Origin of the sequence: Nocardia sp. FBN12, from assembly GCF_050320175.1 — a bacterium.
Classification (GTDB): Bacteria; Actinomycetota; Actinomycetes; order Mycobacteriales; family Mycobacteriaceae; genus Nocardia.
On the sequence record NZ_CP190048.1, the window covers coordinates 3,278,317 to 3,299,103 of the forward strand.

19 protein-coding genes are annotated in these 20,787 nt (G+C 67.6%); 11 read left to right on the plus strand and 8 right to left on the minus strand.

Features of this window, described 5'->3' with window-relative positions:
* The first annotated feature begins 66 nt into the window (after positions 1-66).
* The 5 genes from ACQHI0_RS15795 to ACQHI0_RS15815 all read left to right on the plus strand — a co-directional run bounded on the left by ACQHI0_RS15795 (position 67) and on the right by ACQHI0_RS15815 (position 4,295).
* Positions 67-1,047 carry an Lrp/AsnC family transcriptional regulator gene (locus ACQHI0_RS15795; RefSeq protein WP_427908694.1) on the plus strand — a complete coding sequence of 327 codons (981 nt, stop codon included), beginning with the start codon at positions 67-69 and terminating at the stop codon, positions 1,045-1,047.
* A 116-nt stretch (positions 1,048-1,163) separates the two neighbouring features.
* Entirely contained in the window at positions 1,164-2,726 is a 1,563-nt protein-coding gene (locus ACQHI0_RS15800) for a PDR/VanB family oxidoreductase (protein ID WP_427908695.1), read from the plus strand.
* Positions 2,727-2,755: 29 nt separating this feature from the next.
* Positions 2,756-3,340 (plus strand): TetR/AcrR family transcriptional regulator, encoded by a 585-nt coding sequence (locus ACQHI0_RS15805; RefSeq protein ID WP_427908696.1) that lies wholly within the window; start codon positions 2,756-2,758, stop codon positions 3,338-3,340.
* Positions 3,341-3,408: 68 nt separating this feature from the next.
* Positions 3,409-3,774, plus strand: coding sequence for an ArsR/SmtB family transcription factor (locus ACQHI0_RS15810; RefSeq protein ID WP_427908697.1), 366 nt, complete (start codon positions 3,409-3,411; stop codon positions 3,772-3,774).
* A complete protein-coding gene (locus ACQHI0_RS15815; RefSeq protein WP_427908698.1) occupies positions 3,771-4,295 on the plus strand; it encodes an SRPBCC family protein in 525 nt (174 codons plus the stop codon). Before ACQHI0_RS15810 ends, ACQHI0_RS15815 begins: the two co-directional genes overlap by 4 nt.
* 97 nt (positions 4,296-4,392) lie before the next feature.
* Here the strand turns inward: ACQHI0_RS15815 and ACQHI0_RS15820 are convergent, their stop codons facing one another.
* Complete coding sequence (locus ACQHI0_RS15820) at positions 4,393-6,030, minus strand: FAD-binding protein (protein ID WP_427908699.1); 1,638 nt, start codon at positions 6,028-6,030, stop codon at positions 4,393-4,395.
* A 242-nt stretch (positions 6,031-6,272) separates the two neighbouring features.
* Here ACQHI0_RS15820 and ACQHI0_RS15825 point away from each other — a divergent pair, with 242 nt between their 5' ends.
* A complete protein-coding gene (locus ACQHI0_RS15825; protein ID WP_427908700.1) occupies positions 6,273-7,193 on the plus strand; it encodes a 3-methyladenine DNA glycosylase in 921 nt (306 codons plus the stop codon).
* On the opposite strand, the gene ACQHI0_RS15830 is transcribed toward ACQHI0_RS15825, so the two are convergent.
* Positions 7,190-8,938 carry a BCCT family transporter gene (locus ACQHI0_RS15830; protein WP_427908701.1) on the minus strand — a complete coding sequence of 583 codons (1,749 nt, stop codon included), beginning with the start codon at positions 8,936-8,938 and terminating at the stop codon, positions 7,190-7,192. The genes ACQHI0_RS15825 and ACQHI0_RS15830 overlap by 4 nt on opposite strands.
* Positions 8,939-9,167: 229 nt before the next feature.
* On the opposite strand from ACQHI0_RS15830, the gene ACQHI0_RS15835 reads away from it, so the two are divergent.
* Positions 9,168-10,811 (plus strand): LVIVD repeat-containing protein, encoded by a 1,644-nt coding sequence (locus ACQHI0_RS15835; protein WP_427908702.1) that lies wholly within the window; start codon positions 9,168-9,170, stop codon positions 10,809-10,811.
* A 2-nt stretch (positions 10,812-10,813) separates the two neighbouring features.
* A complete protein-coding gene (locus ACQHI0_RS15840; protein WP_427909178.1) occupies positions 10,814-11,434 on the plus strand; it encodes a DUF305 domain-containing protein in 621 nt (206 codons plus the stop codon).
* A 77-nt stretch (positions 11,435-11,511) separates the two neighbouring features.
* Here ACQHI0_RS15840 and ACQHI0_RS15845 read toward each other — a convergent pair whose 3' ends face one another.
* The gene (locus ACQHI0_RS15845; RefSeq protein WP_427908703.1) at positions 11,512-12,363 is read right to left on the minus strand and encodes an isocitrate lyase/PEP mutase family protein; all 852 of its coding nucleotides are present in this window, start codon (positions 12,361-12,363) and stop codon (positions 11,512-11,514) included.
* Positions 12,364-12,504: 141 nt separating this feature from the next.
* On the opposite strand from ACQHI0_RS15845, the gene ACQHI0_RS15850 reads away from it, so the two are divergent.
* A complete protein-coding gene (locus tag ACQHI0_RS15850; RefSeq protein ID WP_427908704.1) occupies positions 12,505-14,115 on the plus strand; it encodes a serine/threonine-protein kinase in 1,611 nt (536 codons plus the stop codon).
* A gap of 10 nt (positions 14,116-14,125) precedes the next feature.
* Here ACQHI0_RS15850 and ACQHI0_RS15855 read toward each other — a convergent pair whose 3' ends face one another.
* From ACQHI0_RS15855 to ACQHI0_RS15865, 3 genes are all read right to left on the minus strand, one after another.
* Entirely contained in the window at positions 14,126-14,782 is a 657-nt protein-coding gene (locus tag ACQHI0_RS15855; protein ID WP_427908705.1) for a GntR family transcriptional regulator, read from the minus strand.
* A complete protein-coding gene (locus tag ACQHI0_RS15860; RefSeq protein WP_427908706.1) occupies positions 14,769-15,500 on the minus strand; it encodes a maleate cis-trans isomerase family protein in 732 nt (243 codons plus the stop codon). The genes ACQHI0_RS15855 and ACQHI0_RS15860 overlap by 14 nt, the downstream gene beginning before the upstream one ends.
* Before the next feature lie 82 nt (positions 15,501-15,582).
* Positions 15,583-16,323: a maleate cis-trans isomerase family protein gene (locus ACQHI0_RS15865; RefSeq protein WP_379325394.1), complete on the minus strand. Its 741-nt coding sequence runs from the start codon at positions 16,321-16,323 to the stop codon at positions 15,583-15,585.
* An 86-nt stretch (positions 16,324-16,409) separates the two neighbouring features.
* On the opposite strand from ACQHI0_RS15865, the gene ACQHI0_RS15870 reads away from it, so the two are divergent.
* Both ACQHI0_RS15870 and ACQHI0_RS15875 read left to right on the plus strand, forming a co-directional pair.
* Positions 16,410-17,375 carry a D-2-hydroxyacid dehydrogenase gene (locus tag ACQHI0_RS15870; RefSeq protein WP_427908707.1) on the plus strand — a complete coding sequence of 322 codons (966 nt, stop codon included), beginning with the start codon at positions 16,410-16,412 and terminating at the stop codon, positions 17,373-17,375.
* 12 nt (positions 17,376-17,387) lie between these two features.
* Complete coding sequence (locus ACQHI0_RS15875) at positions 17,388-18,782, plus strand: amidase (protein ID WP_427908708.1); 1,395 nt, start codon at positions 17,388-17,390, stop codon at positions 18,780-18,782.
* A 94-nt stretch (positions 18,783-18,876) separates the two neighbouring features.
* Here the strand turns inward: ACQHI0_RS15875 and ACQHI0_RS15880 are convergent, their stop codons facing one another.
* Complete coding sequence (locus tag ACQHI0_RS15880) at positions 18,877-19,371, minus strand: DUF3830 family protein (protein ID WP_427908709.1); 495 nt, start codon at positions 19,369-19,371, stop codon at positions 18,877-18,879.
* A 103-nt stretch (positions 19,372-19,474) separates the two neighbouring features.
* Positions 19,475-20,716 carry an aspartate aminotransferase family protein gene (locus ACQHI0_RS15885; RefSeq protein WP_427908710.1) on the minus strand — a complete coding sequence of 414 codons (1,242 nt, stop codon included), beginning with the start codon at positions 20,714-20,716 and terminating at the stop codon, positions 19,475-19,477.
* Positions 20,717-20,787: the final 71 nt, after the last annotated feature.

Sequence of the window (20,787 nt, forward strand, 5' to 3'; positions counted from 1 at the left end):
CGCGTGCGGAAGATCGTCGTTCACACGACCACGTCCCGGCGGATACTGACACTAGAGTGGCGGATTGTGGTGGAACCAGTCAGCTTGGACGCCGATGACCGGCGCGTGCTGCATGCGCTGCAGCTCGAATCTCGCGCCTCGTTCGCCCGGATCGGCGCGGTACTCGGCATGTCGGAGCGCAGTGTGTCCCGCCGCTATCACCGCCTGCGTTCTCAGCTGATCCTGCGCATCGTGGGTATCACCCGCCACGACGGGCCGGACCAGGCGGACTGGATCATCGACCTCACCCCGTCGCCGGGCTCGGCCGGCACGGTTGCCCGCGCGCTGGCCGCCCGCGCGGACACATCCTGGATCGCCTCGCTGGCCGGTACCGGCGGACTTTTCTGCATTCTGCGGACGACAGCCGCCGACTGCCACGCGCTTGCCCAGCTCCGGCAGATGCCGCAGGTCGGGGATGTCACCGCCCAGCGGCTGCTCGCACCCGTCGCAGGTGTCGGCGGGTGGCCCGGCCGGCTCCAAGCCCTCACCCCCGAGGAACAGCGCGCTCTGCTCCAGCACGATCATCCCGACCTCGCGCAGCCTCGGCCCGTCCCGTCGCACACCGCCGAGGACAAGCGCCTGCTGACACTGCTGGCCACCGACGGCCGGATGAGCGTCGCGCGGCTCGCCAGAGCGTCAGGGATCGCCGAATCGACTGTGCGCCGCCGGATCACCGAGCTCACCGCGCACGGCGTCCTGATGTTCGAAGTCGAAGTCGATCCGAAACTGTACGGCCGCAGCATCGACGTCATCTGCCGGCTCGATGTTCGTCCCGAGTCCCTTCGGTACGTCGCCGACGCCCTCGGTACACATGCCGAGGTGGCCTTCGCCGCCACCACGAGTGGCACGAGCACCGTGCTGGCCATCCTCGAACTCACTGACGCCGAGGCCCTGCACAACTACCTCGCCGACGGCATCGGGGCGCTACCCGGGGTGAATCGGGCGCACACCGAGGTCGTCGCCGAGTGGATCAAACGTGCTGGCCCGCTTCCACTTCCCCGCCGCTGAGGCCGGCCCCTCTGCGTCGGCCGAACGAAACCACGCCGAATCAGGGTTTGCCCGGATGTGAACGGCCGCCCGCCATCCGATACTTAAGATACGATTCCGTATCTTAAGGGGAGTTCATGTCGCGAGGTCTTCGCCATCTGCTCGTGTGGCTGCATGTGATCTCGGCGGTCAGCTGGCTCAGCCAAGCGGCCGCCTTGTCCGTACTCCTGCTGGTCAGTGCCATTTCGGCACCGGGCGAGCGAAAAACGGGCACTGCGGCCGCGGCGGAACTGCTCGATCAGACCGTGCTGGTGTATTCGGCCAATACGGCTGCTTTCACCGGCCTGATCCTGGCTGCGGTCACCGCGTGGGGGTACTTCCACCACTGGTGGGTGTGCGTGAAATTCGTTCTCACCATCGGACAGCTGTATGTCGGCATTTTCATTCTGTCCTCGGCGATGCACGAGTCCGTGGCGGCGGCCGAAAAGGGCGTCGACGGTTCCGCGGTCGCGCTGGGGATCACCGGTGGCGTGATGGCCGCGGTGCTGGCCTTTCAGGTGTGGCTGTCGGTCGCCAAGCCGTGGGGACGGACGCCGTGGGGTGAACGGGCTCGCACACGTCCGGTGGCGGCACCGACCTGGCTGTACGCGCTCGGTGTCCTCGCGCCGCTGGTCGATCTGGGTTTCGGTGTCGCGGTGGGTGATCCGACGCCGGTGGTGTCGTTGTCGACGCTGGTCATCGCGCTCGTCAGCCGGTTGTGGCGAGCGCGGAAGACGACCACGCCTCGCCTCCGCGACGAACACACCTCGACAGGCACGATCGAACGGGTCATCATGCTCACCCCTGCCGTCGCGGCATTGCGCATCGCCGGTGACGCGAACCCATGGGAACCGGGCGCACACCTCGACCTCACCCTGCCCTCCGGAAAGACCAGGCAGTACTCACTGTGCGGCGACCCCACCGACCGGACCGGCTACGACATCGCCGTGCTGCGCGAAGACGGCGGACGCGGCGCCTCGCGAGAGATCCACGCACTGACAGTCGGTGACACCGTGCGAATCAGCCGCCCGCGCAACAACTTCCCGCTGGTCGAAGCGCCCGCGTACGTGTTCGTCGCCGGCGGCATCGGGATCACGCCGTTCCTCCCGATGATCGCGCGCCTGGCCGCCGACGGCCGACCGTGGCGGTTGATCTACCGCGGCCGATCGCGCGACGATATGCCGTTCGCCGCCGACCTCGAGCGCGCCTATGGCGAGCGGGTCACGGTGCTGCCCTCGGCGACCACACCACGTCCCGACCTACCCGCCCTGCTCGCCGAGCAACCCGGCGGAACCGCCGTCTACTGCTGCGGGCCCGACACCCTGATCCGCGCCATGTCGGAATATGCCGGTCCCACACTACATTTCGAACGTTTCGCACCCGCCCCACGAGACGACGCACCCAACGCGGCCTTCGACCTGTACCTGGCGCGAGCCCACCGCGTCGTCCGCGTTCCCGCCGAGGTCAGCGCCCTCGAAGCCCTTCGAACAGCTCTGCCCACCGCGCCGGGGTCGTGCGAGAACGGGCTGTGTGGCAGTTGTGTGCTGCGAGTCGAAGCCGGGCATCCCGACCACCGCACAGACGTCGCCGAGGACTGCGCGGACATCTTCCACCCGTGCGTATCTCGGTCCCGAGGACCGTTGCTGGTGGTCGACGCCTGACAGCACCCAGCACCGCTACGCTGGTCGGAATGGATTCCGCACAGCCAGTACGCACCCGGCGCCGGGGTGAGGATCTGCTGCGTGCCATTCATTCCGCCGTGCTCGGTGAGCTCGCCGACGTGAGCTACGGCAACCTGACGATGGAGAGCGTGGCAGCCAGAGCCGGTTGCGGCAAAGCACCCCTGTACCGACGCTGGAAAACCAAGGACGACATGGTGCTCGACGCTGTGCGCCACGGGTTTCCGCTGCGCGCGGGGCCGACATATACCGGAAACCTCCGCGACGATCTGTTGGCGCTCCTGCGCGGCATGGCGGCCGGGCTCGCAGGCCCGTTCGGTGGCATCCTCCGTGCCGTCCTCAGCGAGACCCACCGCCGACCCGCGCTGATGACGGCACTGCACGAATCGATCTTCGACCCGCGCGCGGTCGACATGCGCGCACTGCTGCGCGCCGCGGCCGCCGCAGGCGAGATCCGCGCCGACGCCGTGCACTCGCCTGCCGCGACCCTCGGACCCGAACTGGTCATGTTCCGGTTCCTGACCGAGGGCACTCCCCTGCCCGACACGACGATCACCGAGATCGTCGACGACATCGTCCTGCCTCTGCTGTCCTGAATATCGCGTAGGCCGTCCCCGGCGATTCACCCTTGACGATTGGTAACCGATAGCTTACCAATTAAGGAGTGGACGTATTCGAGGCATTGGCCGACCCCGTGCGCCGCGACCTGCTCTGCCGCCTTGCCGACGCACCAGCCAGGGTCGTCGATCTCGCCGCGGAATACCCCATCAGCAGGCCGGCGATCAGCAAGCATCTCCGGATACTCACCGACGCCGGCCTTGTCCGCGCCGAATCGCACGGCCGCGAACGCCACTATCGCCTGGCCCGCGCGGGCCTGGCACCGTTGCACGACTATCTGGAACAGCTGCAGCCGACCCGGCTGCCGATTCCGGAGCACGCGCTCGACGGTCTCGACCTCGAGGTCCGCCGCACCACCCGGGAACGCCGAGCCACGCCGAGCACAAACAGCGACAAGGAGCAGACCGCATGAGCACCCCCACCGCGAGCGGACACCGCCGCGACCGCACCGACGGCATCTACTGCGAATGGACCCGAACCTTTCGCGCACCGATCTCCGACGTCTGGGCCGCCGTCACCGACCCGCAGCGACTCGCGCGCTGGCTCGGCACCTGGACCGGTGACCCGTCGTCCGGCGAGGTGAAGTTCCAGATGCTCTTCGAGGATGAGATGCCCGCCGAGCGATTCCGGATCGACGAATGCGACGCCCCGTACCGGCTGCGGGTCACCACCTCCATGCCCTACGACGGGGAGAACCCCGAACACTGGCAGCTGCGCCTCGACCTCACCGAGGAAGGCGGCATCACCACGCTGACGTTCGCCCAGAACGTGCCCGACCCCACCATGGCGGAGAACGTCGGACCGGGCTGGGACTACTACCTCGACCGTCTGGTCGCCGCCGAAGACGACCGCGACCCAGCCACCGTGAGCTTCGACGACTACTACCCTGCCTTGTCCGAGCACTACCGCGAGGAATTCGGGCGCGAGAGCTGAGCTGGATCCACGATGTGCCGCCGCGGGGCTCGACTACTGTTCGCCGGGTAAGCGATCAAGGGTCCCGAGGCCGTGGATCAGGATGTCGACGGGGTGCTCACCTGCGCAGCAGCGGCTGCGCGCTGTGCGTGCCCGCTCGCCGTCCGGAGAAGACGCAGTCGGCCAGCGACAGCCCGCTGACGTAGGAATTCGCGCAGACGCCGACCGCCGCACGCCCGGCGGCGAAGAGTCCCGCCACGACTCCCCCGTTCTCGGCGCGCACAGCGCCGGTGTCCTCGTCCACCAGCAGACCACCGAGGGTGAGCATCGGCATGGGATAGGTGAGCCGCGCCTTGAACGAGATGTCGAGCAGGGCGAAGGGTCCGGTGCGAAGAGGTCGACGGATGTCGTCGGGTTTACCCAGCGGATCGGGACGGTTGTGTTCGACAGCTCGGTTGTGCGCGTCCACGGTTTCCCGCAGCGCGGACCCGTCGATCCCGGCGCGCGCGGCGACCTCTTCGACGGTGTCGCCGCCCACTCGCCCGATCCGCAGCAGGCGCTCGGTCTGCATTCGCTGGAACCACACCGACTGGGTGCCGATCTGCCGACGGGCTTCGGCCTCGAGCTCCGCGTCCACGAGCAGCCATGCGCGGTGGCCTGGGCTGGCCGCGATGGCCGCGCCCAGCGCCGCGCCGTAGCGGGACTCGTCGATCATGCGCCGGCCCGAGGCATTCACCGCGATCGCTCCGAACAGGGCGCTGGGCGGGGCGATGAAGCGCCACGTCGACATCGCGTCCATGTTGCCGCTGGCCGCACCGATGTCGAGGGCCATGGTGATGCCGCTGCCGTCGTCACCAGCGCTCCCCAGTGGCAGTCCTTGCGACCACGGATAGGCGGGGGCGTGCCGAGCGACCATCTCCCCGTTCGCGATGAACCCACCCGTGGTGAGCACGACTCCGGATCTGGCCTGGATCCGGACCGGCAGTCCGTGTTTGTGCTCGATCCGGGCCAGCAGCGTTTCCATCGCCCGGCGCAGACCAGGGTGATACACACCGGGTTTCGCCGAGAGGCGAGCGAGCGCGGCGAATCGGCGGCGCACCGCCACGGGCGCGTTGTCGATCGTGACCGCCTCGACGCCGGTCACCCGCCCGTCCTCGACAACGAGCCGCGTCACCCTGGTACCGGTGCGGACGCGAACGCCACGCCGGGCCGCCGACTCGGCCAGCGGCCCGAACAGTGCCTTGCCGGAGACGCCGGGACCGTGGACGCGGTGGCCACGCTGGCGTGGCTTCGCGAGTTCCCGATAGCGGCCCGACATTTCGCTGCCCGAGAAGTACAAGTAGTAGTCGTCGGTGGGGTACGACGTCTTGTACGGACACACCGACGCCTGGAAGGGCACGCCGTGCTCGGTCAGCCAGTCGATCATCGCCGCGGATCCTTCGCAGAATCGGCGCAGCGTCGAGGCGCTCACGGCGTCACCGACCTCGGCCTGCAGATACGCGAGCATGTTGTCGACATCGTCGTCGATGCCGGCCGCACGTTGCACCCACGTGCCGCCGCCCGCGTACACGATGCCACCCGACAGCGCCGTGGCACCGCCACCCAGATACCGGTCGACGGCCAAGACCTCGGCGCCGGATTCCCGCGCGGCCAGCGCCGCGGCCACCCCCGCGCCGCCGTATCCGACGACCACGACATCGGCTGCATCGTCCCAGGTCCGCACTTGTTCCACCTCTCGAGCAAAGGCCGACCACATCGCCGCCCGACTGTCACATGTTCCAGTCAAACTATAACGTGTTCTAGAAATCCGGCGGGGTCAACCGGCAGCCTTCTCCTCGCGCGCTTGCGATGCCTGTACACAGCCACTGTCGTCCTGCATCCGATGCCGATCCGGACAGCGCCGGTTCACTCGAGTAGCCCCACAGCGGGCCACGTGTCGACCCGAGGGCGGGTTCGGGGCGGATCCGTCGCCGTGGACCGGTGCGGGAGAATGGCCAGGTGAACGTGCACGACGACCTGACCCCGCCCCTCGACCCACCGGTGTTACCAGTGCTCGAGTGGCAGGCTCGTGCGCAGGCACACCGGCAGCGGCTCGACCGCCTGGTCGGGCCGTATCTGGAGCGGCGGGCGGCGGGGACCACCCATCCGGTCGTGGATTTCTTGTTCACCTACTACGGCAACAAGCCTTCGCAGTTGCGCCGCTGGCATCCGGGCTTCGGGATCGGATTGCGCGACGCGGGCGAATACCGCGGTGCGCGCGGGTACTACGAGCTTGCTCGGGAGCGGGGCGTGTTCACCGCCGACCCGGCGTATCTGTCGAAGCGACGCGACACGATCGCGTTCGTCTCCCGGCTGCTCACCGCCACCGCGCGGCGTCCGGCGCAGTTGTCGTGTTTCGGACTGCACGAGTGGGCGATGGTCTATCGCACCGACGAGGTGCGGCACCAGCAGGTTCCGCTGCGTCTGGGCCACGCGGGCACCGACGCGGTCGTGGAGTCGATGTCGTTGCGCTGCACGCACTTCGATGCGTTCCGCTTCTTCACGCCGGAGGCGGTGGGCCGCAACGCCGAACCGCTCGCCCGCGCAGACCAAGTGGAGCGCGAACAGCCGGGTTGCCTGCATGCCAACATGGATTTGTACAAGTGGGGATTCAAACTCGCCCCACTGATCTCCTCGGATCTACTCCTCGACTGCTTCGAACTCGCCTGCACCGCACGCGAACTCGATATGCGAGCCAGTCCCTACGACCTGTCCGATTTCGGCTACGAACCGGTCCGCATCGAAACCCCCACCGGCCGAGCCGATTACGTTCGCGCCCAGGCAGCCATCGCCGAATCCGCTGACGCACTGCGCGCTCGCCTGCGGCTGGCCTGCGCCGAGTTGTCCTCGGCGCAGGCCGGATTCGACGCTATCGGCTAGCTCCGATCCGTCGCTCGGGGCTCGTCCTTGTCGAGAGTCAGACCTTCCGGCTCCTCCACCGACGCCTCGGTGACGAGGGCGAAATCACCGTCGTGCAGTTCGGTGCCCTTGTCGACGGCGATCTCGACCAGTTCGACGCCGCGGTCCATTCGCACGATCAGCGGGTCGTCGCTCAGGTCCTTGTACAACGACACACACATGGCCACCATCACCACCAGGAACGGGAGCGACACGACGGTGGTCAAGGCTTGCAGGCCGGTCAGCGCACCGCCGAGATTGTCGGAATCGGCGATCGCCAGCATGATCGCGGCGACGGCGCCGGTGGCCGCACCCCAGAAGATGACAACCCATTTCGACGGTTCGATGCTGCCACGCTCGGACAGCGTGCCCATCACGATGGAGGCCGCGTCGGCACCGGAGACGAAGAAGATGGCGACGAGGATCATCACGACCACCGTGGTAACCGAGGTGATCGGGTACTGGTCGAGCAGGTGGAACAGCGCGAAGTTGGAGTCGACCGTGCCGTCGGCTTCGGTGAGGTCACCGTCCTTGGTCTGCTCGAAGATGCCCGCGCCGCCGAAGATCGCGAACCACAGCAGGCTCACCACGCTCGGCACCAGCAACACGCCGGTGACGAACTGGCGGATGGTGCGGCCACGGCTGATCCGCGCGATGAACATGCCGACGAACGGCGTCCACGAGATCCACCAGGCCCAGTAGAAGATCGTCCAGCTCGACAGCCACGCCTTCATCGCCTCGTCACCGGCGCCGGTGCGCGAGGCCATGGTGGGCAGGTTCTCGATGTAGTCGCCGAGCGAGGTCGGCAGCATGTTCAGGATGAACAGCGTCGGGCCCGCGATGAACACGAACGCCGCGATGGCAAGGGCCAGCACCATATTGATGTTGGACAGCCACTGGATGCCACGCGCGACGCCGGAGACCGCCGACAGCACGAAGGCCACGCACAGCCCCGAGATGATCGCGACCAGACCGACCTTGCCGATGCTGTCGATCCACCCGTTGAACTCCATGCCCGCGCCGATCTGCAGGGCACCGAGGCCGAGGGAGGCGGCCGAGCCGAACAGGGTCGCGAAGATCGCCATCATGTCGATGACCCGACCGCCGATGCCGTCGGCGTGGTGGCCGAGCAGCGGCCGGAACACCGCGGAGATCAACTGTGAGCGGCCTTTTCGGAACGTGCCGTAAGCGATGGCCAGGCCCGCGACGGCGTAGATCGCCCACGGGTGCAGGGTCCAGTGGAACAAGGTGGTGGCCATGGCGATCTCACCCGCGGCCGGTGAGCCGGGTTCGGCGGTGTGCGGCGGCGGGTTCACGAAGTGCGACAACGGTTCCGCCACACCCCAGAACATCAGGCCGATGCCCATGCCCGCGCTGAACATCATCGCGATCCACGACACGGTGCGGAATTCGGGTTTCTCGTCGTCGGCGCCCAGCGGGATCCGGCCGTAGCGGCTGATCGCCAGCCAGATCACGAACACCACGAACGCTGTCGCGGTGAGCACGAACAGCCAGCCGGTGTTGGTGATGACCCATTTCTGAGCCGTGCTCGCCGCGGAGGCAAGGCCCTCGTCGTCGAGCACACCCCAGGCGACGAAGGCGAGTGCACCGATCGCGGTGGCGCAGAAGATGAGTAGATCCAGCCGGGGTCTACCCGGCGACCCACCGGCTACCACTCCGCCGGGCGGCGGTGCGGTGCCGGAACTTCCTACGACATCGTTCGACATGGATCCGAGTCCTCTCCGATCGCGGAAACTCCCCGCCTTTACAGACGCGCTTGTCGTGCAGAGCAACCGTACAGCGTATGGACGGTGACCCGCCGTAAGCGCGAGCACCGCCCAACACCCTGTTCCCCGAAACGCCCCACGGCAACCATTCGTGCGGCTTAGTATTCGTGACAGGACACAACTGTCTGAGCCAGTTGGGTTCTCCGCATCATTGATCGGGGGGCAACAAATGCCATCACGTCCGCACACCGGTACACCGTCGACTGCCGCACCCACGGTCCGGCCAGGGGAAATAGCCAGCACACCACCCCGACGACATTCGCTTGTCCGGTACGTGGCGCTGGCCGCGATCACCGCGTTGGTGGCGATCGGCCTGCCGTCGGGTGCGTCCGCGGATTTCGGCGCCGACCTGACCGGCACGGTGCAGGAATTCCTCGACGTGGGCCGAACGGCGGTGCCGCGCGCCGATTGTGGGCCCGGATCGCTGCCGGAATCCGGATTGCAGGGCGATGTGCCCGCGGGTGACCGAGACAGCGGACGCAGTACCCAGGGCTATCGCTGCAATATGTCGATGATCGGCGGTTATGCCGGGCGCGGGGCAGGCATCACCTCCACCAGTTTCGAGCACTGCGCCTATATGGGCACCTTCTTCCCCGGGAACATGCTCAGCGAGCACCAGGGCGTGCAGGTCCTCGATGTCTCCGATCCGGCGAATCCGCGGCTCACCGCGACGCTCGCCGAGCCCGCCATGCTGGCCGGGACCTGGGAGACATTGAAGGTCAACACGACTCGCAAACTGCTCGTCGGGACGGGCGTGCCGGTGGGCATCGGCGCCGGCTACCTGTCGGTGTACGACATCTCCGATTGCGCGCATCCGCGCCTGCTCAATCCGGGTACCGGCTCGAATCTGCTGATGCCACTGCCGATCACCACGCACGAGGGTGGCTTCTCCCCCGACGGTCGCACGTATTGGGCATCGGGCCTGGTGCCCGGCTTTCTCAGCGCGGTCGATCTCACCGATCCGGCGAATCCCCGGGTGATCTGGCAGGGGTTGACGGGGATCGAGGCGCACGGGCTCGGGGTGAGTCCGGACGGAAACCGGCTCTACATCTCCGCACTGGGCGGATTCACCGTGCTCGACGTGAGCGCGGTGCAACGGCGCGACCCGAATCCGCACGTGCCGCACCTGGGCCGGACGTTCTGGACCGACGGCTGGGCCACCCAGCACAGCGTGCCCGTGACCTATGACGGTGTGCCGCACCTGTTCACCGTCGACGAGGGCGGTTCCGGTGGGGTGAAACTCATCGACGTGTCCGACGACAGCGCGCCCCGGATCACCGCGAAGATCAAACTCGAGATCAACCTGCCCCAGAACATCGACGCCGGTGTCGGTTCCGCCATGGGCGGTTCGGCGTTCTCCTACGAATCGCACTACTGCACTGCCGACCGTCCCGACAATCCGACCGCACTGGCCTGCGGGTGGATCTCCTCCGGTATCCGGGTGTTCGACGTCCGCGACCCCGGCGACATCCGCGAGATCGCCTATTTCAACCCGCCCGCCCGCACTGGCCACAACCTCGAGATCTGGAACTCGCCACACGCCCTTGCCTCGATCATCGGCATTCCGGTGATGAGCGCACCGGCGGCACTGCGGTCGATGGCCGAAGGGCTGTTCGATCCGGCACAGGTGCTGACCTCCCGGGCAGGCGATGTCGCGTTCGGTGACCTGTCCACGGACTGGTGCCTGTCGCCACCGGAGTGGCGTGGCGACCAGCTGTATGTCACCTGCTCCGACAACGGGTTCATGGTGCTGCAGCTCGACAACGAGGTGTACACACCGCCCGCGAATCAGCAGTCCACGGTCGGGTCGTGAGCATGAACCGGGTGATCCGCCTGGCTTTCGCGGGTGCTGCCGCCGTGTTCCTCCTCGCGCTCGGCGCGGCACTGCGACCGCTGTTCATCACTGAAACATCCTCTCCCCCAACAATTCTCACGGCGACAGAGCTCGGATTCGTCCAGGACATGACCGCCCACCATCAGCAGGCGCTGATCCTCACCGAGCGCCTCGACCCGGCCGCCGACCCCACCGTGCGCAGACTGGCCGACCAGATCGCCGACACCCAGCGGGTCGAGATCGGCACCCTGCTCGGCTGGACCCAATTGGCCGGCGCCGCCCCCACCGCGACCGTCCCGATGACCTGGATGGCGGGCACCCACCACCACTCGACCACCGCACCGACCACGATGCCGGGCATGGCCACCACCGCCGACCTCGACACCCTCGCCTCGGCTCGCGGGTCCGACGCCGAAACCCTTTTCCTGCAACTGATGTATCGCCATCACGCGGGCGGAATCACGATGGCCCGCGCCGCCGACACCCTCCTCACCTCGGGACCCGTCAAACAGGCCGCCCGCGCGATGGCCCAATCACAAAGCCAGGAACTGGGCTACCTGGGCATGCTCCTCGACCTCCGAGGCGCCAGACCTACGTCCTGACCGAGATCAACAGGCACTCACGTGGATCGGCTCGCGGGACATCCCTGGTGATCAATTGTCCAGCGCGCCTGCGCCTATCAGGTGCGGTCGGTGAAGTGGTCGTTGAGGGCCGATTGGCTGAGTTGGGTGTCGCCGTAGGTGAAGGTGCCGTGCTCGGCGAGCTCGTGAGCCGCGTCAAGGAGGTGGCGATAGAGCGAGCGGGCGATACTGCCGCCCACCGTGACCCGGCGGACGCCGAGGTCGGCGAGTTCGGCCATCGACAACGCGCCGGTCAGTCCCATGACGACATTGAGTGGTCCGTCCAGGGCGTCGACCAGGGTGGCGATCGTGCTGGCGTCGGCAGCGCCGGGGACGAAGACGCAGTCCGCACCGGCGGCGAGGTAGGAGTTGCCGCGGCGAATCGCCGCGTCGAGTCCCGCGTCGACCAGCAACGCGTCGGTTCGGCCGACGAGGACGAACGGCTCACCGCTGGCAGCCACCGCCGCGCGCGCCGCCCGTACCCGATCCACGGCATGCACCTCGTCGAACAGCGGGGTGCTCCGATCGCCGGTGAAGTCCTCGATATTGCCGCCCGCGGCACCGGCCTCGAGCGCCAGCGAGATGGTGGTCGCCACCTCCTGGGCGTCCGGTCCGTACCCCTCCTCGAGGTCGGCGCTGACCGGCACCCGCACGGCGCCGGTGATCTCGTGGATCCGCCGCATCATCGTCGGCCGATCCACCCGACCGTGCGCACCGTGCTCGGTGAAGAAGTCGTGATCGGGGCGGCCGAAGGAGAAGGCGACCCCGGCGCTGGTGGTCGCGATCGCCGGAAATCCCACCGACTCCAGAATCCGCGCGCTCCCCGCGTCCCAGGCATTCGGCAGCAGGAAGCACCCTTCGCGGTGCAGATCGACGAATGCCTGTGCGCGTACTCGCTGGGCGCTGTCCACGAGAGCTCCTGCGGGGAGTCGGGGTGTCCTTACCCGGCCCATTCTGCCCTGCCGGTCCCCACCGGACTTCGCCGATGACCCGGCCGCGGGTCTGAACTAGCATCGAAACGCTGGCGATCGGATGTGAGGGAGGGGCAGCGGGTGCGCGACGGTGCGGTTTTCGCCGGATACACGATCGAGCGGCGGGTGGGTCATGGCGGCATGGGTGCGGTGTACCTGGCCAAACATCCGCGACTGCCCCGGTTGCTCGCGCTGAAATTGCTGAACGAGGAGTTGTTCTCCGACAACGAGTTACGTGCCCGGTTCGAGCGGGAAGCCGATCTGGTCGCGCAGTTGGAGCATCCCAATATCGTCACCGTGTTCGACCGTGGTGCCGATGAGGGCCGACTCTGGATTTCCATGCAGTACATCGATGGGGTGGACGCGGCCACCGTCGACCCGCTGACGTTGCCGCCCGAACGGGCCGTCTACATCGTCGGTGAGACCGCCAAAGCCCTCGACTTCGCCCATCACAAAGGCGTCCTGCATCGCGACGTGAAACCGGCCAACATCCTGCTGGCGAAGGCGTCCGACGGCCAGCAACGGGTGTATCTCACCGATTTCGGCATCGCGCGGGTCGTCGACGACGCGGCGAATCGCCTCACCCGAACGGGGACCTTCACCGCGACCCTCGCCTACGCCTCGCCCGAGCAGTTGACGGGGGCGCAGATGGACGGCCGCGCCGACCAGTACTCACTGGCCTGCACCCTGTACCTCTTGCTCGCGGGGACAGCGCCGTTCGAATCGGTCCATCCGGCGGCCGTGATCCAGGGCCACCTGCAACAACAGCCGCCCGCGGTGTCTGTCGCTCGCCCCGGCCTGCCCGCCGCACTGGACGCGGTCCTGGCCCGCGCGATGGCGAAACGACCGGCCGACCGATTCGCGTCCTGCGCGGACTTCGCTGACGCGGCACGGCTCGCGCTGAGCGGGATCGCCCCGCGACAGCGACCAGCCGCGGCCCCGCCGCCGAGCCCCGCGCAGCCGTATCCCGCTCCGGTACAGCACAACTCGCCCGCGCCCCGTCCGTATTCGCCGGCACCGCACGGCGCGTACCCTTACCGCCCCGCACCGCGACGCCGCTCGAACGCGGGCTGGATCATCGGGCTCTGCGTCGGCCTCGTCGTGGTGGTGGCCGCGAGTATCGGCGTCTGGGTCCTGACCACGAATCGCACTCCGCCGCAGCGCGATCTGGACGAGGCGCGCCAGGCATTCGCGCACATGCTCCCCACCACCGAGATACCGGCCGGGCAGACATGGGGTTCGGGACCAGGATTCGGCGAAGCAACCTGCAGTGGCGACGTTTTCAACGAAAGGAGCACGATCCACTGGTTCTTTGTCGGTTCCCAACCGGACCCGCAGCTCGGCAAGCCCACCGCGATGTGGGAATGCGGGTACGCCAACAGCTACATGATTCCCGCGAGTCTCACCCGGTGGCCCGACGTCAGAATCTTCCGCTACGCATCCGCCGCCGAGGCGAAGCAGGTAACCGACACCTTCGCGGGCGCGGCCAGAGACGTCGACATCAACGGCGACACGGCCTACACGAATTACAAATGGGGTTCGACGCCCACCGACGCCCCCCGCATCGCGACGGTCTTCCCGAACGACCCTCGCCGCGACAAATTCATCATGTACTCCTACGGCCTCGGCGCGACCAACGATCCGTCCATGGCCCAGTTGCTCGACTGGTGGAAGACGGTGCCGTTGACGTGATCGACGGCGGCTAGCGGTCGCGCAGGCGCCGCACCGCGTCGTCCATGTGTTCCCTGAGCAGGGCACGCGCACGTTCCGGGGAGCCGGTGCCGATCGCTTCGTGGAGTTCGACATGTTCGCGGGCTTGTTCGCGCAAGTCCGGGTAGGTGGTCTGCAGCGCGCCGAGGCACATGCGGGTTTCGATGAGGAGGGTGCGGGCGGCGCGGACGAGGCGGGGGCTGTCGGCGGCGGTGACCAGGGCCTCGTGGAAGGCCTGGTCGGCGTCGGAGACACCGGGGGCGTCGCCCGCTTCGGCGGTGATTCGCAGGGCGGTGACGCTGGGTTGCAGGGCGGCGTAGGCGATCTCGCGGCGGCCGTCGAGGATCAGGTCGAGCGCGCCGCCTTCCAGGGCGGCGCGGGCGCGGTAGATGTCGATGACGTCGTCGGTGGTGAGTTCGATGACGAAGATGCCGCGGTTGCGGATGCTGAACAGCAGGCCCTCCTGGACCAGGCGTTGCATGGCCTCGCGCACGGGTCCGCGGGAGACACCGAAACTGGTTGCCAGATCGGCTTCACCGAGTTGGGCACCGGGTGCGAGCGCACCGCGCATGATCGCCTCGCGCAGCCGGTCGGCGATCATCTCCGCGGTCGACTGCTGGTTGACGGGTTCGAAATCAATGATCGACATGGCGACCCCCTTCCGCGAACAACGCGCCGAGTTCCGGCGCGACCGCGGTCACCCCGGCCAACCGCAGACCTTCCCAGATGGTCACCTGGTTCGCCGTGAGCACCGGCTTGCCGAGCGCGGCCTCGAGTTTCGGGAGCACCTCGAGAGTATGCATGGCGGTATCGGGGATGAGCAGCGCCTGAGCGTCGGGGTGGTCGTTGGCGACGGCCAGGGTCAGGACCTGCTCGGGTGTGAGGGTGCCGACCTCGGCGGCGGTGTCGATGCCCGCGCTCGACATCGACACCACGTCGATGCCCGCGTCAGCGAGGAAGTCGACGAACAATCGCGCCACCTCCTCGGGATAGCTCGCGACCACGGCCACCCGCCGCACACCGAGTGCCCGCGCCGCTTCGACGAACGCGAAGCTCGTGCTGGAGGCGGGCACACCGGCCGCCTCGGCGAGGCTCTCGACCTGGCCGCGAGCGCCCTCGGGGCCATAGACGAAACTGCCCGAGGTGCATGCCCACACCACTACGTCGGGCTTCTCGGGTGCCAACAGCGACGCACCGTGGCTCAGCTTCTCCGGGCTGCCCAGGTCGAGCAGTTCGGCGATCGCGTGCAGGTCGGTGCCGTAGATATGGGCAACCGGCAACGCGGCATTCAGCAGGGCGGCCGCGCGTGGGTAGTCGTCCTCGGCGGCATGGTCGGGGTAGATGAATCCGATTGTCGGCATGTGCATCTCGCTCCGTTCAGAAGAAGTTGTCGCGTCAGAAGACATTGACGAGCCATTTCCCTGGGCAGAATGTCGCGTCCACATTCGTTCAGAAGACATTGACGAGCCATTTCCCTGGGCCCATCATGGGCAGCTTCATTCGGCCGAGGCAGGCCCACATGGTCAGCTGGTTGGCGGTGAGGACGGGTTTGCCGAGTGCCTGTTCGAGCGGCTCGATCACGTCGTAGGTCGGCAGGTTCGTACAGCTGACGAAGATCGCTTCCGACCGGGGATCGTCGGCGCCGAGTATCCGTTCGGCGATGGTGCGGTAGTTGACCTTCCAGATGCCGCCACCCAGCCCGAGATGATCGGACTTGATCGTGGCGCAGCCCGCTTCGTCGAGGAAGTCGTGCAGTTTGCCGGTGAGGATCTCGTCGTAGGGGGTGATCACCGACATGCGGGTGATGTTGAGATGCTTGATCGCCTCCACCAGGGCACCGGAGGTGGTCACCGCGTCCGGCGCACCGGCCAGGCAGATCGTTTCCCGCAGCGACCGTTCGTAGGCCAGCCCGTTGATGAAGCTGCCCGAAGTACACAGGTAGGCAACGACTTCCGGTTCCACATGGAGCACGTCGTGGGTGGCCGCCGTGAGATGCAGCGGGTTGGACACCAGTTCGGCCATGGCCAGGGATACCGGCACCGGTTCATAGGGGGTGCGGGCCAGGTGCAAACTCACCTCGAGGGGCGCCCACCGCCACAGTTCCCGTTCGAGGGCGAGGTCGAACGGCGCGATCACGCCGATGCCTCGTTGGGCTACCGGCCCGTCGATGTCCGGGAAGCTGAACTCCACTGCGGCCCCTCTCGCGCTCAGCCGGGCAGACCTCCGAACACGATCGGATTGTTGACAATCATACGATCTGAATTTACGGTGTCAATGTGGAAAACGGGCCGATTGTCACCGTCTTACATCGTGACAGTGTGCCCGAATCGGACCTCATGGCCCCCGTAGCCGAGCGCGCCGAGGTGCGCTATACCGAGGCCGACGGGCTCGCCGCCGCGCTACGCGGCGCCGAAGTGCTGTTCGTGTACGACTTCCAGACCCGCGCGGTGCCCGGTGCGTGGCACAGCGCCGATCGCTTGCGCTGGCTGCACATGGGCGGCGTCGGCGTGGATGCGGTGATGTTCCCCGAGCTGCGGGCCTCCGATGTCGTGGTCACCAACACCCGCAACGTCTTCGACTCCGCCATCGCCGAATACGTTCTCGGACAGATCATCTCGTTCGCCAAGGATCTGCCCGGCTCGATCCGGTTGCAGCTGCGACACGAGTGGCAGCACCGGGAGTCCGAACGGGTCGCCGGCACGACCGCGCTGATCGTCGGCACCGGCTCGATCGGGCGGACCATCGCACGATTGCTGCGCGCGGCGGGGATGACGGTGCGCGGGGTCGGGCGCCGAGCCCGCACCGGCGACCCGGATTTCGGCACCGTCAGCGACGATCTGCACGCCGAACTGCCCGGCGCCGACTACGTGATCGCCATCGCACCGCTCACCGCGCAGACCACGCACATGTTCGATGCGGCCGCGTTCGCCGCGATGAAACCGCATGCGAGGTTTGTCAACGTCGGGCGCGGGGAACTAGTGGTTACCGACGATCTCGTCGCCGCGCTCGGCAACGGCTCGATCGCCGCGGCCGCGCTCGATGTGGTCGACCCGGAGCCGCTACCTGCCGCTCATCCGCTGTGGGATCTGCCGAATGTGGTGCTCACGCCCCACAATTCGGGTGACTTCCACGGCTGGCGCTCCGAGATCGTCCGCGCATTCACCGACAATTTCGGCAGGTGGGCAGCGGGTCTGCCGCTGGACAACGTTGTCGACAAGACGCTCGGGTACGTGCCCGGCTGAAGGAGCCCCGCCATGACGCAGCCCGATCTCCCCACCGATCCCACCGTGCTGACGGCGGTTCAGTTGGTTTCGGCCTACGCGGCCGGTGAACTCTCGCCCGTCGAAGCAGCACAGGCCAGCTTGGACGCCATCGCCGCCCGCGACGGCGCGTTCAATGCCTTCTGCCTGGTCGACCCGGATCGGGCGCTCGTGCAGGCCAAGGATTCCGAGGCGCGCTGGCAGTCGGGCAATCCGCGCGGGCTACTCGACGGTGTGCCGATTTCCATCAAGGACATCTTTCTGACCGAAGGCTGGCCGACCCTGCGCGGTTCCACCTGTGTCGACGAGGGCGGGCCGTGGTTGATGGACAGCCCGGTCGCCGCTCGGCTGCGCGAGGACGGGATGGTATTCGTCGGCAAGACGACCACGCCGGAGATCGCCTGGAAAGGTGTCACCGACAGTCCGTTGACCGGCGTCACCCGCAATCCCGCCGACCCGGCGACAACGGCGGGTGGATCTTCCGGGGGCAGCGCGGCGGCGGTGGCGGCCGGGATGACGCCGGTGTCGGTCGGCACCGACGGCGGTGGCAGTATCCGGATTCCGGCCTCGTTCTGCGGGATCGTCGGCTTCAAACCGACGCACGGACGGGTTCCGCTGTACCCGGCCAGCCCGTTCGGGCCCCTCGCGCACGCCGGGCCGATGACGCGCACCGTCGAGGACGCGGCGCTGCTGATGGACATTCTCTCGCTGCCCGATCCGCGTGACCCGACCGCGCTGGCGCCCACCGTGACCACGTTCCGCAGTCAGATGCAGCGAGATGTGCGCGGGCTGTCGGTCGGCTATTCCGCCACGCTCGGTTTCGCGCAGGTCGATCCCGAGGTCGCCGAGATCGTCGAGCGCGCGGTACGGCGGCTGGCCCAGGCCGATCTGACCATCGATGCGGTAGATCCTGGATTCGCCGATCCGCGGGACGCCTTCGAGACGCTGTGGGCCGCGGGTGCGGCGACCATGCTGTCGAAGTTCCCCGCCGGGTCCCGCGAGAAAGTGGATGCCGGTTTGGCCGCGGTGTGGGCGCGCGGGGAATCCGTCAGCGCCATCGACTATCTCGACGCCCGCCAGGTAGCCGCCGAGGTCGGCATCACGATGGGCAATTTCCACACCGCCTACGACGTCCTGATCACCCCGACGATGCCGATCACCGCCTTCGCGGCCGGCCACGATGTGCCGCCCGGCAGCGGACTGCACGGCTGGCCCGACTGGACCCCGTTCACCTACCCGTTCAACATGACGCAGCAGCCCGCCATCAGCATCCCCGCCGGCACGACTCGTGCCGGTATGCCGGTGGGCTTACAGATCGTGGGGCCACGCCACTCCGATGACCTGATCCTCGCGGTCGCCAGGCACGCCGAATCCGTGCTGAACAGCTGAAACAGGTTGGCAGCACACCCGTGACGACGGTGCGGTAGCCGGAGCCACCCCACCAGATCCGCCCTGAGCGGAAGGCCGAATCGACAGTGGCACTTCAGGCGCGGGCGAAGGCCAAGGTCTCTCCTTCGACACCGCGCAGCCACAGCCCGTTGCATGCCGTAGCGAGGTCGGCCAGGCCTTCTTCGATCGTGGCGAAGACGCTGCCGGGGACCCAGCCGAGGTCGCCGTTGATCAGTAGATTGTTGCGGCCGTAGAACAGGGCGAGGTCGGTGGCGCCCTGGGCATGGTGGGCGGCGGAGCCGGGTTCGTAGCCGTAGGCGGGGTTGCCGATTTCCCACGGTTCGAAGTCGAAGAGGCAGACATCGCCGGGAATCGGTGTGACCGTGGGGTTTTCGCGGTGAGGGGCCGCGGTGATGCGGGGCACCAGGGCGTAGACCTCGTTGCGGGCGTATTTGGCGTGGAAGGCGTCGCCTTCCTGGGGTAGCGCATCCCAGACGGCGGCGCACGTCAGCGGGGCTTCGTCGTCGAGCAGGCGGGCACGACAGGTGACGCCTGCTTTGGTGAGGGTGATGCTCATATAGCGGGCCATCGGTCCTGCTTCCTGGTGGGGGCGAGCGGAGGGTGCGAGATCGCGAGTTCCAGAGTTCGGTGCGTGGTCCCACCCGCGCTCCGGGTGGGACCACGACCGAGGACTACAGCTCGGCGAGAACCTCTGACCAGATCGCCAGCGCATCCTCGACCTGGGTCTCGGTGACGATCAGCGGCGGGATCATGCGCACCACGTTCATGTGGGCACCGCAGGTGAGCAGCAACAGTCCCTTGTCGACGGCCGCCTTCTGCGCGGCCGATGCCGTCGCGGTGTCGGGTTCGCCTGTCGGCGTGGTGAACTCGGCGCCGACGAGCAGGCCGAGGCCGCGGACGTCCCCGATCGCTTTCGTCGCGAGCTTGTCGACGCCGCTGAGCAACTGCGCGCCGCGCACGGCGGCGTTGTCGACGAGCCCCTCGGCCTCGATCACCTCGAGTGTCGCGACAGCGGCGGCACAGGCCACCGCGTTGCCGCCGTACGTGCCACCCTGGGACCCCGGCCAGGCCTTCGCCATCAACTCCCGCGACGCCGCGATACCCGACAGCGGGAAACCACTGGCCAAGCCCTTGGCGATGGTGATCACGTCGGGTCGAACGTCGAAGTGCTGGTGGCCGAAGAACTTTCCGGTCCGGCCGAACCCTGTCTGGATCTCGTCGAAGACCAGCAGAATGCCGTGCCGGTCGGCCCGCTCACGCAGCCCTTGGAAGAACCGGGTGTTGCCGGGGATGTACCCGCCCTCGCCGAGCACCGGCTCGACGATGAACGCGGCGGTCTCCGCAGGCGAGGTGAGGGTAGCGAACAGATAGTCGAGCTCACGCAGCGCGAAGTCGGTGGCTTCCTCCTCGCTCCAGCCGTAGCGGAACGCGGTCGGAAAAGGTGCCACGTGCACACCCGGCATCAGCGGGCTGAAACCCGCCGAGAACCGGGTCCCCGAGGTCGTCATGGTCGCGGCGGCGACGGTACGACCGTGGAAACCGCCGTGGAAGACGATCACGTTCGGGCGCCCGGTGGCTTGCCGGACCAGCCGCAGCGCCGCCTCGACCGCCTCACTGCCGGAATTGGCGAAGAACAGAGAATCCAGGCCCGCGGGCAGCACGGCGCCGAGACGCTCGATGAGTTCCAGCAGCGGCCGGTGCATCACCGTCGTGTACTGACCGTGGATCAGCTTGCCGACCTGGGCCTGCGCGGCCGCGACCACGGTGGGATGACAGTGCCCGGTGCTGGTGACGCCGATCCCGGCGGTGAAATCCAGGTAGCGGCGACCGTCGGTGTCGTAGAGGTAGCAGCCTGCGCCGTGATCGACGTGGACGGGCGTGGCCTGCTTCAGGACGGGAGACAGCTCGGTCATCAAAGACTCCCCAGATTGTCCATTGTCGGATTGTTGACAATATGCATAACATGGCGGGAGGGTTCACAGCA